This is a genomic window from Acidimicrobiales bacterium, assembly GCA_040219515.1.
Taxonomy (GTDB): Bacteria; Actinomycetota; Acidimicrobiia; order Acidimicrobiales; family Aldehydirespiratoraceae; genus JAJRXC01.
This window is the reverse complement of record JAVJSI010000009.1, coordinates 313,715-329,416: the sequence shown is the minus strand read 5'-3', so window position 1 is coordinate 329,416 and position 15,702 is coordinate 313,715. Positions and strand designations below refer to the sequence as shown.

At 67.4% G+C, this 15,702-nt stretch carries 15 protein-coding genes and 1 pseudogene; 12 read left to right on the top strand and 4 right to left on the bottom strand.

The genetic code is table 11. The features are described from left to right. Nucleotides 1-46 precede the first annotated feature (46 nt). The 6 genes from RIB98_08315 (at nt 47) to RIB98_08290 (ending at nt 6,578) form a co-directional block, all read left to right on the top strand. Nucleotides 47-1,099 (top strand): hypothetical protein, encoded by a 1,053-nt coding sequence (locus RIB98_08315; protein MEQ8840970.1) that lies wholly within the window; start codon nt 47-49, stop codon nt 1,097-1,099. A gap of 81 nt (nt 1,100-1,180) precedes the next feature. After that, nucleotides 1,181-2,188 carry an OB-fold domain-containing protein gene (locus RIB98_08310; protein MEQ8840969.1) on the top strand — a complete coding sequence of 336 codons (1,008 nt, stop codon included), beginning with the start codon at nt 1,181-1,183 and terminating at the stop codon, nt 2,186-2,188. Continuing rightward, on the top strand, nt 2,188-3,261 hold the full coding sequence (locus RIB98_08305; GenBank protein ID MEQ8840968.1) for a lipid-transfer protein: 1,074 nt from the start codon (nt 2,188-2,190) through the stop codon (nt 3,259-3,261). The genes RIB98_08310 and RIB98_08305 overlap by 1 nt, the downstream gene beginning before the upstream one ends. Before the next feature lies 1 nt (nt 3,262). Then, the gene (locus RIB98_08300) at nt 3,263-4,420 is read left to right on the top strand and encodes a thiolase domain-containing protein (GenBank protein MEQ8840967.1); all 1,158 of its coding nucleotides are present in this window, start codon (nt 3,263-3,265) and stop codon (nt 4,418-4,420) included. A 9-nt stretch (nt 4,421-4,429) separates the two neighbouring features. Further along, complete coding sequence (locus RIB98_08295; protein MEQ8840966.1) at nt 4,430-5,332, top strand: SDR family oxidoreductase; 903 nt, start codon at nt 4,430-4,432, stop codon at nt 5,330-5,332. A gap of 19 nt (nt 5,333-5,351) precedes the next feature. Next, nucleotides 5,352-6,578, top strand: a complete 1,227-nt coding sequence (locus RIB98_08290; protein MEQ8840965.1) for an acyl-CoA dehydrogenase family protein — start codon at nt 5,352-5,354, stop codon at nt 6,576-6,578. A 137-nt stretch (nt 6,579-6,715) separates the two neighbouring features. On the opposite strand, the pseudogene RIB98_08285 reads toward RIB98_08290, so the two are convergent. Then, nucleotides 6,716-7,000, bottom strand: a pseudogene (locus RIB98_08285) (GntR family transcriptional regulator). Nucleotides 7,001-7,156: 156 nt separating this feature from the next. Here RIB98_08285 and RIB98_08280 point away from each other — a divergent pair. The 3 genes from RIB98_08280 to RIB98_08270 all read left to right on the top strand — a co-directional run bounded on the left by RIB98_08280 (nt 7,157) and on the right by RIB98_08270 (nt 9,971). Then, nucleotides 7,157-7,495, top strand: a complete 339-nt coding sequence (locus tag RIB98_08280) for a P-II family nitrogen regulator (GenBank protein MEQ8840964.1) — start codon at nt 7,157-7,159, stop codon at nt 7,493-7,495. 84 nt (nt 7,496-7,579) lie between these two features. Further along, nucleotides 7,580-8,428 (top strand): hypothetical protein, encoded by an 849-nt coding sequence (locus RIB98_08275; GenBank protein MEQ8840963.1) that lies wholly within the window; start codon nt 7,580-7,582, stop codon nt 8,426-8,428. Nucleotides 8,429-8,483: 55 nt separating this feature from the next. Continuing rightward, nucleotides 8,484-9,971, top strand: a complete 1,488-nt coding sequence (locus tag RIB98_08270) for a SulP family inorganic anion transporter (protein MEQ8840962.1) — start codon at nt 8,484-8,486, stop codon at nt 9,969-9,971. Nucleotides 9,972-9,977: 6 nt separating this feature from the next. Here the strand turns inward: RIB98_08270 and RIB98_08265 are convergent, their stop codons facing one another. Further along, nucleotides 9,978-10,595 (bottom strand): class I SAM-dependent methyltransferase, encoded by a 618-nt coding sequence (locus tag RIB98_08265; protein ID MEQ8840961.1) that lies wholly within the window; start codon nt 10,593-10,595, stop codon nt 9,978-9,980. Between the two features lie 57 nt (nt 10,596-10,652). On the opposite strand from RIB98_08265, the gene RIB98_08260 reads away from it, so the two are divergent. Genes RIB98_08260 through RIB98_08250 form a run of 3 tightly spaced genes read left to right on the top strand, consistent with a single transcriptional unit; the run spans nt 10,653 to nt 13,916 of the window. Continuing rightward, nucleotides 10,653-12,188, top strand: coding sequence for an AMP-binding protein (locus tag RIB98_08260; GenBank protein MEQ8840960.1), 1,536 nt, complete (start codon nt 10,653-10,655; stop codon nt 12,186-12,188). Nucleotides 12,189-12,235: 47 nt separating this feature from the next. Further along, a complete protein-coding gene (locus RIB98_08255) occupies nt 12,236-12,559 on the top strand; it encodes an ArsC/Spx/MgsR family protein (GenBank protein MEQ8840959.1) in 324 nt (107 codons plus the stop codon). Between the two features lie 10 nt (nt 12,560-12,569). Continuing rightward, nucleotides 12,570-13,916 (top strand): aromatic ring-hydroxylating dioxygenase subunit alpha, encoded by a 1,347-nt coding sequence (locus RIB98_08250; protein ID MEQ8840958.1) that lies wholly within the window; start codon nt 12,570-12,572, stop codon nt 13,914-13,916. Here RIB98_08250 and RIB98_08245 read toward each other — a convergent pair. Continuing rightward, nucleotides 13,891-14,619 (bottom strand): hypothetical protein, encoded by a 729-nt coding sequence (locus tag RIB98_08245; protein ID MEQ8840957.1) that lies wholly within the window; start codon nt 14,617-14,619, stop codon nt 13,891-13,893. The genes RIB98_08250 and RIB98_08245 overlap by 26 nt on opposite strands. A gap of 10 nt (nt 14,620-14,629) precedes the next feature. Then, complete coding sequence (locus RIB98_08240; GenBank protein ID MEQ8840956.1) at nt 14,630-15,664, bottom strand: TIGR03617 family F420-dependent LLM class oxidoreductase; 1,035 nt, start codon at nt 15,662-15,664, stop codon at nt 14,630-14,632. Nucleotides 15,665-15,702 lie beyond the last annotated feature (38 nt).

Genomic DNA, 15,702 nt, shown 5'->3' with positions numbered 1-15,702 from the left:
GAACGACTCAGGCAGTTCGCCGCTTCGGCCCCATAGCGTCATTGACGTGACCGGGCTCCAACTGGACGCCGGTGCTCGCATGGCGCTCGACGTGGCGTTGGGAACCGCGGGCGCCATGGGCGACGAACGATGTGGAACTGAATATCTGCTCTTCGGAGCCGTCGCGACCGCGTCCGGCGACATGTCGGAGCTTTGCGAGCTCTTCGCCCTCGACACCGTGCGACTCGAGCGCGGCATCGTCGCTCTGCGCGGCCATCGCTTCGAGCCACTCGACGAGGGTCATGTCGATCCACCGCTGAGTCCCCGGGCCGAGATGGCGCTTCACGGCCGCTCCCTGTCGGGTGACAGCCGACGGTCGTCGTTCGACGTGTTGCTCTCCTGTCTCGAGGATCCGCGCTCGGGCGCGGCCACCGTCCTGCGTCACCTCGGCGTGCGGTTGGGCGAGATCCGCCGTCTGGTGGAGCTCGGCGCTGCCCGGCTCGAACGCCACGAGATCGAGAATCTGATCGCGGCGCTCGATCGCCGCCATGTCGCCCACTCGTCGTGGTGGGGGCCGGACACCGACGCGAGCGTGGCGAGGATCGGTCTGCCCCCGACGCGCTCTCGGCTGATCGCCCGCAGCCAGACCGCCGAGCTGACGCTCGACGCCGTCGTGGCCGGTCCCGACGGATTCGGGATGACGCTCACGGTCGCCTCGCTCGACAACTGGATCCTTCCGCCCGTGTGGGAGTCGATCGAGTACCTGAACCCGGGCGTGGGGGCCGAGCACCGGCTCGTTCCGGAGGTCATCACCATCGATCTCGACTACGCCGACGGAACCCATGTCTCGAACCGCCACGGCACTCCGCGGTGGCGGGGCGACGTGCCCATGCCCGGCGCGCTCGTGCGTCTCGGTACCCGGCGCGTCGTCGAGGATCGCAACGACCGCCGCCTGCCGGTGCGCCACGTCGAGACAACCGAGTGGTGGGCGTGGCCGCTGCCGATCGACGGTCCGCTTCGGCTCGAGGTCTGCTGGCCGGCCGAGGCGGTCGAGGGCGCGATCGAGCTCGACGGTGCCGAGATCGCCGGCCGCGCCGCCGCCCTTCGACCTTCGATCTGAGCCCCTTCGACGCCCGGCCGACGACGACCTTCGACAGGCGTTTTGAGCATTCCGACCCATCTGTGGTGAACTCAGCCGCGTATGGCCGAGCTCACACATCCTCAACTTCCGGACATCGACTTCACGCTCGAGTTCCCCTACACCCGCACGACGGGGCCGATCATCGGTCCCTTCCTCACCGGACTGCGCGACGGGCGCATCCTGGGGACGCGGGTCGGGGACCGAGTGCTGTGTCCTCCGGTCGAGTACGACCCCGCCGACGGCTCGACCGTCGGCCCCGAGAACCTCGTCGAGGTCGGCCCCGCCGGCACCGTCGAGGGATGGACGTGGGTGGCCGAGCCCACCTCGAAGCATCCCTTCGATCGTCCGTTCGCGTTCGCCCAGATCAAGCTCGATGGCGCCGACACCACGATGCTCCATGCGGTCGACGCAGGCTCGATCGACGCGATGTCGACGGGCATGCGCGTGGTCGTCCGCTACAACGACGAACGCCTCGGCTCGGTCACCGACGTGCACTTCGTTCCCGGCGAGGACGCGCCCGAGGCACCGACCGTCGATCCCGACGCCGACCCGGTCGGCATCATGGAACACGTCATCGGTGTGCGCATCCGCGAGCCGCTGCAGCCCCACCGTGTCGCGTTCCTCGAAGGGCTGATGGACCACAAGATCCTCGGCCAGCGCAGCCCGGCCGACGGCAAGGTCCATGTGCCGTCCCGCGGCTACGACGCCATCAACCGTGTACCGATGCTCGACGCCGAGTTCGTCGAGGTCGCCGATCGTGGCACCGTCAGCTCGTTCACCGAGATCACCCCGGTGCAGTACCACGGCCAGACGGAGACCGAGCCCTACATCCGATGCTCGGTGCTGCTCGACGGGGCCGACACGACCATCGGCGGCGTCGACATCCGTGACATCCCGATCGACGAGTTCCGTGTCGGTCTGCGCCTCCAGATGGTGTGGCGCGACGAGATCACCTTCGACGACCCGGACAACCGGGGCTTCGGTCTCGGCGAAGAGGTCTACGAACGCTGGGAGCGCACCGGCGAACCCGATGTCGACCCCGATCTCCTGAAGGAGCACACGTTCTGATGCCGTTCGAACCACAGGAAAACGACATCGCGATCATCGGTCTGGCCCAGACCGAGGCGCATGTCCGATTCGACGGCCCCGAGGTCGTCATGATCATGGAGTGTGTCAACAAGCTGCTCGCCGACGCCGGGATCGAACGTCCCGACGTCGGATTCACCATCGCCGGCAGTTGCGACTATCTGTCGGGTATGCCCTTCGCCTTCGTCTCCAACGTCGACGGCATGGGCGCCTGGCCGCCCGTCTACGAGTCCCATGTCGAGATGGACGGTGCCTGGGCGCTGTTCGAGGCGTGGCTCCGGCTCCAGATGGGCGACATCGACGTCGCCATGGTGGTCGGCTCCGGGAAGTCCTCACCGTGCAACGCCCGTGAGGTCTTCCACCTCCAGGCCGACCCCTACGTGGTCGCCCCGCTCGGTCTCGACCCCGATGCCATGGCCGGTATCCAGGCCCGGGCGCTGATCGATTCGGGCAAGGCCACCGAAGCCGACATCGCCGATGTCGTGGTTCGCAGCCGCGCGGCCGCCGCGTCGAATCCCCGTGCCCAGATCTCCGACGCCGTCAGCGCCGACGATCTGTTGGCGGCCCCCTACGACATGGCCCCGTTGCGGGCCCACGACGTCTCGCCGAAGGCCGATGGCGCGGCCGCGATCCTGATCGCCCGCCGTGACCGGGCTCGTGAGTTGTGCGACAACCCGGTGTGGATCACCGGGCTCGACCACCGGATCGAGTCGCACCACGCCGGCTTGCGAGATCTCACCGACAGCGAGTCGACCCGACTCGCCGCCGCCGGTGCCGGGGTGGCCGACGGTCCCGTCGACGTCGCCGAGCTCCACATCACCCACTCCCACGAGGAGTTGATCCTGCGGGCTGCGCTGGGTCTCGACGACTCCACCGTGGTGAACCCGTCGGGCGGTCCGCTCGCCGGTGATCCGGTCATGGCCACCGGCCTCACCCGGATCATCGAGGTTGCCCGCCGCATCGCCGAGGGTGATGCGACCCGCGGTGTCGCTCACGCGGCGTCGGGCGCCGCACTCCAACAAAATCTTGTGTGTGTCCTCCAGGGAGGTGCGTGACATGTCCCGTCCGTGCGCAGTGGTCGGAATCGGCCAGACGAAGTACAAGCGACGTCGCGACGAGCTTTCGCTCGACGGGCTCGTCCGTGAGGCCGCACTCCGTGCCCTCGACGACGCGAACCTGACGTTCGCCGACATCGATGCCGTCGTGCTCGGCAAGGCGCCCGACGCGCTCGAGGGCGTGGTCATGCCCGAGCTGTCGCTCGCCGATGCCCTCGGCGCCGTCGGCAAGCCCATCCATCGCGTCCACACGGCCGGTTCGGTCGGCGCGTCCACCGCCATCTCCGCCGCCGTACTGGTCGAGAGCGGTCGCTACGACACCGTGTTGACGGTCACCTACGAGAAGCAGTCCGAGGGCAACGCCACCTGGGCGCTCTCGGGCGGCAAGTCCGGCGGCCAGGGTGCCGGCGGCACGTTCGCCCCGTGGATCCGGGAGTACATCCGCCGCTCGAAGGCCCCCGAGCACATCGGATGGACAGTGGCGGTCAAGGACCGGCTCAATGCACTGAAGAACCCCTACGCCCATCTCCACCTCGAGGACATCTCGATCGAGAAGGTGCGCGAGTCGCCCATGCTGTGGGATCCGCTGCACTTCCTCGAGTCGTGCCCGTCCTCCGACGGTGCCGCGGCAATGGTGCTCACGAGCGAGGACAAGGTGTCCCGGTCGCCCAACAAGCCGGCATGGGTGCTGGCCCACGCCAAGCGCACCGAGTTCTCGGCCTTCCCGGGCCGAGACACCGTCCGTATCCAGGCCGGTCTCGATTGTGCCACGGAGCTCTACAAGAAGGCCGGCATCACCAATCCGCGCAAGCAGATCGACGTGGCCGAGTTCTACGTGCCCTTCAGCTGGTACGAGCCGATGTGGCTCGAGGGTCATCTGATCGCCGAAGAGGGCGACGGCTGGAAGATGACCGACGAAGGCGCCACGGCGCTCGACGGCGACTTCCCGGTGAATGCGTCCGGCGGCGTGTTGTCGTCGAACCCCATCGGTGCGTCGGGAATGATTCGCTGTCTCGAGGCGGCCAATCAGGTACGCGGCACCGCTGGCGACTATCAAGTCGATGGCGCGAAGGTCGCGCTCGGTCACGCCTACGGCGGGGCCGCGCAGTACTTCGCCATGTGGATCGTGTCGTCGGAACTGCAACCTGACTTCTCGTAGGGGACATCCATGGGTTCAGTAGACGGCCGTGTCGTCATCGTCACCGGTGCGGCGCGAGGGCTCGGCCGCGCCCACGCACTGGCCTTCGCCGCCGAGGGTGCCAAGGTCGTCGTCAACGATCTCGGCGTCGAGCGTGATGGCAGCGCCGGCACCAGCGACGCAGCCAACGAGGTCGTCGAGGAGATCGTCGCGGCCGGCGGCGAGGCGGTCGCCAACGCGGCCGACGTCGCCGACTGGGGCCAGGCCCAGACGATGGTCCAGCAGGCCATCGACGCATTCGGTCGTCTCGACACCCTGGTGTGCAACGCCGGCTTCCTTCGCGACCGGATGCTCGCAGGCATGTCCGAAGACGAATGGGACTCGGTCACCCGCGTTCACCTCAAGGGGCATTTCGCCCCGGCCCGGCACGCCATCGAGTACTGGCGCGACCAGTCGAAGGCCGGAAACCAGATCGACGCGCGCGTGGTCAACACCTCGTCGGGCGCCGGGCTCGCCGGTTCGATCGGACAGGGCAACTACGCGACGGCGAAGGCGGGCATCGCCCTCCTGACCATCCAGCAGGCCGCCGAGTGGGGGCGCTATGGGGTGAACTGCAACGCGATCGCACCGGATGCCCGCACCCGCATGACCGAGGGCGTGTTCTACAGCGCCGACATCCCCGACGGATTCGACGAGAAGGCACCGGAGAACGTGTCGCCGCTCGTCGTCTGGTTGGGCAGCGCCGACTGCGACATCACCGGGCGCACCTTCGAGAACACCGCCGGCCAGCTCAACGTGTGCGACGGGTGGCAGAAGGGGCCGATCGAGTCGGTCGGCGATCGCCGCATGACCGTGGTCGAGGCGGGTGAACTGGCGCACCGCTCGATCGCCGGCGAGCGGCCGCCGCAGCCGGTCCACGGCGCGCAGGCCTGACGGCGGTCGCGGAAACGACATGGACTTCGACGACACGCCAGAGGAAGCGAGCTGGCGCAACGAGTGCAACGTCTTCCTCGCCGCCCATGCCGAGCTGAAGCCGGAGAAGTCCGATCTGGGTCAGAGTTACTGGGCCCGTACCCGCTCGTCCGAGGAGGAGGCCGCCTACGACCGGAAGTGTCGGGCGTGGCAGCGCACGAAGTTTGACCAGGGATGGGCCGGGCTGACCTGGCCGGTCGAGTTCGGCGGTCGTGGACTCTCGAGCCACTTCGCCGGCATCTTCGCCCAGGAGGAGGCCCGCTACGACCTGCCCCAGGGCCAGTTCGCCCAGTCGATCGGCATGGCCGGTCCGACGATCATCGCCCACGGCACCGACGCCCAGAAGGCCCGCTACCTCACCCCGATGCTGACGGGCGAGGAGACCTGGTGTCAGCTGTTCTCCGAGCCCGGCGCCGGCTCGGATCTCGCCGGTCTGCGCACCTCGGGGGTGGTCGACGGCGAGGAGATGATCGTCAACGGGCAGAAGGTGTGGACCTCGAACGCGGTGGAGTCGGCCTACGGCATGCTGCTCGTTCGTACCGATGTCGACCAGCCCAAACACCGGGGCATCACGTACCTCGTCGTCGACATGGCCTCCCCGGGTATCGACATCCGGCCGCTGAAGCAGCCGACCGGCCGTTCCGAGTTCAACGAGGTGTTCCTCGACGACGTCCGGGTGCCGATGGCCAACGTGATCGGCGAAGTGAACGCCGGTTGGGGTCCGATCCTCACCACGCTCACCAACGAGCGCACCGGCATCGCCGGCCAGACGGCGATGATCCCGGAGCTCATCGCTCTGGCCCGCACCTTCGGCGTGGCCGACGACCCCGTCGTGCGCCAGGAGCTGGCCCGCCTCCACACCGTCGCCGAGACCATCAAGTTCCTCGGCTATCGGGTACGAACCGCGGCCTCCCGGGGCGAGATGCCGGGTCCCGAGAGCTCGGTGCTCAAGCTGGCCAACAGTCGTCGTATCGAGATGATGGGCGACCTGAGCATGGCGATCATGGGCGCCAAGGCCACGCTTTACGGCGACGACGCCGAGATGGGTGGCTTCTGGCAGAACTACTCGTTCCTGGGCCAGTGGATGAGCCGCATCGGCGGCGGCACCGACCAGGTGCAGCGCAACATCATGGGCGAGAACGTGCTCGGGTTGCCTCAGGAACCCCGCCCCGACAAGGGCGTGCCCTTCCGCGACATCCCGAGCTGAGCGATCGCCTCGTCGACCGCGGCATGCGCGGCGTCGGCATCGGCGCCGAGCTGCGAGATCTCGAAGACGAACCGTTCCGCCGCAGCCGCCGTGCGTTCCCGGCGTTCGCGCAACGGCTCCGAGTGCGGTGGCTCGTCGGCCACGAAGGTGCCGCTGCGGCCGCGTCCCTCGGCGATGCCGGCGTTCTCGAGCTCCCGGTACGCCCGCGCCACGGTGCCCGGTGCCAGTTCGAGCTGTTCGGCCATGTCGCGCACGGTGGGGAGGCGAATGCCGGGCTCGAGTCGTCCGACGGCCACCATCACCGAGAGTTGGGCTCGCAGCTGCTCGAAGCGCGGGATCGTCGTGTCGTCGGTGAGGCGGACGGTCAGGCGTCGTTCGATGTCGTACTGATCGAGGTAGGTGACGATTCCGGAAGCGGCCATTGCGCCAGGATACCCCGTGTAGTGTATTGATACAATACACCGCCAATCTGAACAGAAGCTGGAGAAACATGCGGATTCTCTTGCCAAGCGATTGATACAGAGTATGGTTTGTGTCAACGCAAGTCCGCGTAGGAATCGAGCCAGGAGCATCGAAAAGTGAAGTTGATCACCGCTGTCATCAAGCCCTTCAAGCTGGAGGACGTGAAGTCCGCCCTCGCTGAAGTGGGTGTCCAGGGCATGACCGTGTCCGAGGTCCAGGGTTTCGGCCGTCAGGGAGGCCACAGCGAGACCTACCGAGGCACCGAGTACCGCGTCACCTTCACGCCGAAGACTCGTATCGAGGTCCTGGCCGATGACGCACAGGCCGACGCCGTGGTCGATGCCATCATCGCCTCGGCCAAGACCGAGAAGATCGGTGACGGCAAGGTCTGGGTCACCCCGGTCGAGACGCTCGCCCGCATCCGCACCGGCGAGCGCGGCGCCGAAGCCGTCTGAGCAACGCCCCTGGATCACCGCGATCCGGGTTGCTTCACCACCACCAACCTCAATGCTTCATGGGCTCCCGCCGATTGGGAGTCCATGAAGTCGTTTTGGCCGGCCGCCCAACCCTTCGAGGACCCTGACGACGGCGATGCGCTCGTCTGGTTGTCGGAGCAGTGGTGGACCGTGTGGGTCTTCCTCGTCATCTCCCTCGTCGTCGGCCTCTGGATCCTCCGCTCGATCGCGCACCACCGGGGGCGGGGCCGGCAGATCAGCGCCGCGGCCGCCGACGCGGGCATGGACTATCGCGAGCAGGACGGCTTCGGCTTGTCGCGAGTGGGCTTCCACCACATGGCGAGCGGCGACGGCCGCGGCTGGACTGCGAGCCATGTGGTCACGCTCACGGGCAGGGACGGGGCGAAGGTGCACACGTTCGACGTGCGCGCGTGGACCGAGTTCGCGGTGAACACCAAGGCCAACGGCGACCGGACGATGGCGAGGGCGCGTGTCGGCAATCGACGGGCCGGCGACCGCATCACCCGCAAACACCAGGGGGCGACGCGATCGGCGGCCATGGCGCCGCTGCCGATCCACGCCCCGCGATTGGTGATCGGGCGGGAGCGGCTCGTCTCGAAGGCCTTCGCGACCGCGACGCGGATCGACCTGGATGTCGAGTCCGAGTTCTTCAACCGGAACTATCACGTGATCGGCGAGGATCGCCGGTTCGCCCGGGAGATCCTCGACGCGCAGATGATCGACTACATGGTGTCGACCGAGGGAAAGATCACCTTCGAGTTCCTGGGTGGGTGGTTGCTCCTGCACACCGTGCAGGTCACCCCCGATCTGGTTCCCGGGCTCGCTCGGCTCGCCGACGAGATGCGCCGGGCGGTACCGCCCCTCGTCGTTCAGAAGTGGGGGTCCGGCGGCGGGGTGCAGACGGTTCCGTGAGCGCCTGTGACGGATGACCGCTTGGCGGCGCCCATCGGCCCGTACCCTCGACCGCTTGTCTTCTCTCGCATTTCGTGACACCTGGCTTCGCAACCCGCGGGTCGAGTTGTTGTCGGGCCTGGTGGTGGCGCTCGCGCTGATCCCCGAGGCCATCTCTTTCTCGATCATCGCCGGCGTCGACCCCAAGGTCGGCCTCTACGCGTCGTTCTCGATCGCGATCATCATCTCGATCGCCGGCGGACGATCCGGCATGATCTCGGCGGCAACGGGCGCGATGGCCCTGATCGTCGTGCCGCTGGTCGAGGAACACGGTGTCGCCTACCTCTTCGCCGCGACGGTGCTCGCCGGCATTCTCCAGATCGCCTTCGGCTACCTGGGGGTGGGTGCCCTCATGCGCTTCGTGCCCCGCACCGTCATGGTCGGCTTCGTCAACGCGCTGGCGATTCTCATCTTCCTGGCCCAGGTGCCGCACATCCTGCTGTCCGACGAGGACGACCGCAGCCAACTGGGCATGAACCTCCTCGTCATCGCCGTCGGCCTCGCGATCATCTACGGGCTGCCCCGGATCACGACGGCCATCCCTTCACCGCTCGTGGCCATCGTGGTGCTCGCCGGTTCCGTGACCGTGCTCGATGTCGACCTGCCGACCGTCGGCGACATGGGCGAGCTTCCGTCGGCGTTGCCGGTGCTGTCCCTTCCCGACGTGCCCTTCACGATGGAGTCGTTCACGATCATCCTGCCGTTCGCCGTCACGCTGGCGCTCGTCGGGCTGCTCGAGTCGCTGCTCACCGCGCAGCTGCTCGACGACATGACCGATACGCAGTCCGACAAGAACGTCGAGTCCCGTGGCCAGGGCATCGCCAACGTCGCCACCGGGTTCCTCGGCGGCATGGCGGGCTGCGCCATGATCGGTCAGTCGATGATCAACCATCGCTCCGGTGGACGCAGTCGGCTGTCGACGCTGGCCTCCGGCGTGTTCCTGCTGATCCTGATCCTCGGTCTCGGCGACCTCGTCGCGCAGATTCCCATGGCCGCCCTCGTTGCGGTGATGATCATGGTGTCGGTCGGCACGTTCAACTGGCGCAGCGTCGCCCCTATGGTGCTCAGGCGGGCGCCGCGCACCGAGACGGCGGTGATGGTCACCACCGTGGCCATCGTCGTGCTCACCCACAACCTGGCCTACGGGGTGGGTGTCGGCGTGGTGCTGTCGGCAGTGTTCTTCGCCCGTCATGTGTCGAGCGTGGTCAAGGTGACCAGCGTCGTCGATCCCGACAATGTCGAGCGGCTCTACGCCGTCAGTGGCGAGCTCTTCTTCGCGTCGACCAACGATCTCGTCCACGCCTTCGACTACGACTCGGTCGAGGTGTCACGCGTGGAGATCGACCTCAGCGCCGCGCGGATCTGGGACACCTCCGCGGTCGCGGCGCTCGACGCCGTCGTCGCCAAGTTCGCCGACCGGGGTATCGACGCGGAGCTCATCGGTCTCAATCGCCATGCGGAGCGTCTCCATGCCCGCACGTCGGGCACGCTCTCGGACCACTGACCCGATCTACGCCGGTACCCGCGCCCGGATGAGGTAGAACGCGACCATCGGTTTCGGTCCTTTGGCGTACCATTCGCGGGACTCTTCGATCTCGAGTCCGGCGGCCTCGACGTGCGCGAGGTGATCGCGGTCGAGGTGGCACCCGTCGCCCACTCGGCGCTGGATCGGGTTGAGTCGACGCTGCCACCTGTGGATGTTCTCGTCGCGCGCCCGGCCATGCTCGAGCAGGTGCACGGACCCACCGGGCCGCACGACGCGGACGAGTTCGGCGAGGGCGGCGTCCTCGTCGGGGATCGTGCACAACGTGAACGTCGACAGCGCACCGTCGACCGAATCGTCGTCCAGCGGAAGGGCGCGGCCGTCGAGCCCGATGTAGTCGACCTCGATCGGGGAAGCGGCGACCCGGTCGGCGGCGAGCTTGCGGCCGACGGCGGCGGGTTCGACGGCGTGGACCCTGGTGACGGCGACCGGGTACTCGCCCATGTTGAGCCCTGATCCGAAACCGATCTCCACCACTTCGCCGGCGAGGCCGGTGGCAACCTCTCGTCGCAGACGCATGATCTCCTCGCCACCCAACGACTTGTCGATGACACGGGGGAGAATCTGGTCTCTGTAGATGCCCATGGAGGGACGGTAGCGGCGAACTTCAGTGGCTCGGCTTCGTTCTGTAGTCTCCCGGTCATGACGGAGAAGATCCTCGACGCCACCACGTTCCCCGAGCTCCTGCAGCGCCGGGCCGAACTGTCACCCGATCTGCCGCTGCTGATCGACGACGGCGGGCGCACGATGACCTGTCGCGAGGTGGCCGACGAGGTCGACCGGGTCGCTGCCGGTCTCCAGGATCTCGGCATCGGGGCCGGTACTGCGGTCACCTGGGTGCTGCCGACTCGCATCGAGACCGTGCTCCTGAGTTTCGCGTTGTCGCGGCTCGGTGCGGTCCAGAACCCGATCATCCACATCTACCGGCACCGGGAGGTGGGCTTCTGCATCCAGCAGACGTCGGCGGAGTTCGTGTTCACGCCCGGGGAGTGGGGTGGGTTCGACTACGCGGCGATGGCCACCGAGGTGAGCGCGGGCCTGACCGATCCGCCCACCGTGCTCACCGCCTACGACGAGCTCCCTCACGGCGACCCGTCGACGCTGCCACCGGCGCCGACCGACGGTGATGCGGTGCGATGGCTCTACTACACCTCGGGAACCACCTCCGATCCGAAGGGCGTGAAGCACACCGACGGCACGCTGCTCGCTGCGGGCACCGGGCTGGCCATCGCGCTCGAGGCGGACGAGAGCGATGTCGGGTCGATTGCGTTCCCCTACGCCCACATCGGAGGCCCCGACTACATCGTGATGATGCTCGTCAACGGCTTCCCCGCCGTGCTCATCGAGCGGTTCAGCCCCGCCGGCGCCGTCGAGGCCTATGCCGCCAACGGGGCGACGTTGGCCGGCGGGTCCACCGCGTTCTACCAGATGTTCCTGGCCGAGGATCAGAAGGTCGTCGGGCCGGCCATGCCCCGGCTGCGGGCCATGGCCGGCGGCGGCGCGCCGATGCCGCCCGAGATCTACTTCGAGGTCAAGGAGAAGATGGGCATCCCCATCGCCCACGGCTACGGCATGACCGAGTGCCCGATGATCTGCCAGGGGTCGCCGTCCGACACCGACGACCAGCTCGCCCACACCGAGGGTGCACCGATTCGCGACTGTCAGGTCGACATCGTGACTGCCGACGGTTCCCCCGCCGCCCCCGGCGAGGTGGGTGAGGTGCGGGTGAGCGGCCCGATGCTGTTCAAGGGCTACACCGATGCGTCGCTGGAGGCCGAGGCCTTCGACGAACAGGGACGGTTCAAGACCGGCGATCTCGGCGTGCGCCGCGAGGATGGCCACGTGTCGCTCACCGGCCGGGTCAAGGACATCATCATCCGCAAGGGCGAGAACATCTCGGCGCAGGAAGTGGAGGACGTGCTCTACGCGCTGCCCCAGGTCGGCAACGCCGCGGTGATCGGCTTGCCCGACAAGGATCGAGGCGAGATGGTGTGTGCGGTGATCGAGACCGCGGAAGGCCACGCCGACCTCACCTTCGACCAGATGGTCGAGGCGTGTACGGCGGCGGGCCTGATGAGACAGAAGACGCCGGAACGCCTCGAGATCCACGACGGACCGTTGCCCCGCAACGCCACGATGAAGATCCTCAAGTACGAACTCAGGGAGAAGTACTCATGACTTTCACCATCTACCACAACCCTCATTGAAACTCTTCGTCGAATGCCGTGGCGGTCGCCACGGAGATGGGCGTCGAGTTCGAAGAAGTCCGCTACATGAAGGACTTTCCCGACGAGAAGACCCTGCGGTCGATCATCGAGAAGCTCGAGGACCCGGTCGAACGGCTGGTCCGCAAGGACAGCCAGTTCAAGAAGCTGGAGCTGAACGAGGACGACTATGTCGGCGACGCCGATGCGGTGGTCGACGTGCTCGATCGCTACCACCGTCTGCTCGAACGACCGGTGGTCGTCGGTCCGAAGAAGGCCATCGTCGGGCGCCCACTCGACGGCAAGAAGGCCAAGGACCGACTCGCGGAGATCTTCGCCTCGTGACGGGCGAGTCGTGACCGACAGCGTGCTCACTGATGACGCACCGGTGGGCGAGACGATCGTCTCGGTCGGCAAGGTCGACGCGCCGGTGAAGGTCGACGCCTCGCGCTACACCGACCCCGCGTGGGCGGCGGTCGAGGCCGACAAGGTGTGGTCCTCGACCTGGCAGCTGGCCTGCTCGATCGACCATGTGAAGAACCCCGGCGACGTCTTCGTCTACCAGGTCGGCGCGGTGTCGATGCTGATCGTGCGCGGCAACGACGACGAGCTGCGGGCGTTCCAGAACGTCTGCCTGCACCGGGGGAGCGAGCTGTGCGAACGGCACGAGCAGGGACTGGCCGAGCTGCGGTGCCCGTTCCATCGCTGGTCGTGGAACCTCGAGGGACAGCTCCGCGAGGTGCCGTCCCGCAAGGGCTTCGGCGCGCTGCGCAACGACGCCCTCCCTCTCATCGCCGGCTCGGTGGGCACCTGGGGACCGATGGTGTTCGTCAACCCGTCCGCCGATGCCGAACCGCTCGACGCGTTCCTCGCGCCGGTGCCGGCCGAGGTGGCCTGGGCCGACCTCGACGATTTCCGTTGCAAGGCGTTGCTGTCGATCCCGGTGAAGGCCAACTGGAAGACGATCATCGACGGTTTCAGCGAGACCTACCACGTTCAGGGGATCCACCCCGAGATGTTGCGCATGGTGGACGACGTCAACAGCCCCCAGGTGATCTGGGAACGGCACGGACGCCTCACCCAGCCCTACGGCGTGGCGTCGCCGCGTCTTCGAGGCGGTGCCACCGACCAGGAGATCTGGGAGGGTTTCGTCGAGGTGATGGGTGGCCGTATCGGCATCGGCGAGGGCAACGATGCCGGCGCGTGCCCGCCGATTCCCGAGGGCTCCACCCTGCGCGACGTGCTGGCCGGAATGGTCCGTGCCCACTTCCTCGCCAAGGAGGGCGTCGACCTCGCCCGGTTCGACACCACGCAGATCATGACGATGGAGCAGTACAACCTGTTCCCCAACATCACCGTGCTCGTCTTCGGCGACATGCTCCAGGTCGTCCGGGCCCGGCCCGGGGACACGGCCGATGACGGGTATCTCGACGTGATGGCATTCGATCGGGTCGACCCCGACGCGCCCCGTCGTGACCCGATCACCGCCGAGATCGAGGCCGGGTCCTATTCGATGGGTCTGGTCGTCGACCAGGACATCGCGAACGTCGAACGCTCCCACCGCGGGCTCCACTCGCCCGGGCTCACCCACCTCACCTTGTCAGGCGAGGAGTGCCGGATCATCAACCTGCATCGCAACCTCGACCGCCTCACCGGCGTCGATTCCGGGGTGCGGATCAGGAGCAGCTCGCCTCGAACGTGAAGGGGTACCTCTCCTCGAAGTCGCCGGAGACGAAGTTGAAGTCGGTGGCCTCGCCCGAACCCGACGCGCCGTTGCCGCTCAATTCCATGGTGAGTTGATCCTCGCTGCCGACCCCGCTGAAGGCACTGAAATTCGGCATGGTGTCGTCTCCGCTCCCGAACAACTCAGCGCGGCCGTACTCGACGTCGAAGCTGGCGTTCGTCATGGTGTCGGCATCACCGAACATGGTGTCGAGCATCTCCTCGCTCATGAAGTCCTCCATGTCCTCGCGGGAATCGGTCGACTGATCGATCGACACCCACACCGGCGTGCCGTCGGCGGTCTCGCCCGCCCCCTCGATGGTGAAGTCGCCCTGGCCGGCGAAGCAGATCTCCGATGCGAACGAGATCGTTTCGTCGTTGATGGACACGGTCCCCGAGCCGGAGCCGCCGAAGCTCTCGGCCATGTCCTCGGCGTTCTCCATGAGGTCCTCGAGATCGCCCGGATCGAACGAGCCGTCGGAGAGGTCCTCGAGGATGTCGCCGGCCGCCCCGAGGTCGCCGAGCTCGCCCAGGTCCTCGGGGCCGTCGACGCCGCCGCTCGGAGATGCGTCATTGCCGACCGCGCCGGGTCCGAACGCGCCACTCGGTCCGCTGTCGTCACCACACCCTGCGGCCACCAGTGTGAGCATCAGGACTGCCGTTGCCACCAATCGTGTTTTCATGACATTCACCCTAGCGATGCGCCGCTGACCGATCCGGTTCCATCGCCGCGATCATCTGGCGGAGGGCTTCGTCGGTCGCGGTCGACACCGTCAGCGACAGGCGGTCGGCGACGCCCCCGTACTCCTCGGTGAGGCGGGCCGCACAGTCCTGGGGGGTGCCACGCACGGCCAGCAGGTCGAGCACGTCGTCGTCGATGAGATCGCCGAGGGTCGACCAGTCGCCCGACTTCGTGACCTCGCGCAGCTTCGGCTGGAGATCGCCGAGGCCGTGGTGGTCGAGTGTCACCCGGTACGCGGGGGTCGAACCGTAGAACGCCAGGTTGAACCGCATCGCCGTCGAGGCGCGCTCGTACTCCTCGTCGGTCAGACAGGGATTGGCGATGCAGCCCACGTTGAGCGTGAAGTCCTCCCGGCGTCGGCCACCGGCCTCGAGTCCCGCGTCGATCATCGGCACGGTTCGCTCGGCCAGGAAGGCGCCGGTGTTGAACGGGTGGATGACGATGCCATCGGCGTGTTGTGCCATCGCCTCGGTCATCCGGGGTCCGAGCGCGCCGGCCCAGATCTGCGGTCGAGGGTGTCCGAGTTCCTTCGGAACGAACATCGGCGTCATCAGGTCGACCCGGTAGAACTCGCCGTCGTGTCGGAGCGGACTGCCGTCGATCCAGTTTCCCCAGATCTCCCGCAGTACTTCGATGAGTTCGACCATCCGGGCAACGGGCTTGCCCCAGGTGGCGGAGTACCGGCGCTCGATGTGGGGCTTGATCTGGGTGCCGAGGCCCAGGGTGAACCGCCCGCCGCTGGCCCGGTGGAGATCCCACGCCTGGTAGGCGAGGTGCATGGGCGAACGCGGGAAGGCGATGGCGACGTTGGTGTACAGATCCACGTCGAGGCCGGTGGCGTGGACGAGGGGAAAGAAGACATCGCTGTTCCCCTCGAAGGTGAAGAGTCCGTCGAGGCCGGTGGCCGCGAGTTCCCGGGCTCGTTCCGGCGCGACCGTGAGGTCACCCATGAGCCCTGCATCGATTCTCATTCGGTGGTCGGTCATTCTCGGCCTGTCTTCCTCGGGGGCACGTACAACTACCA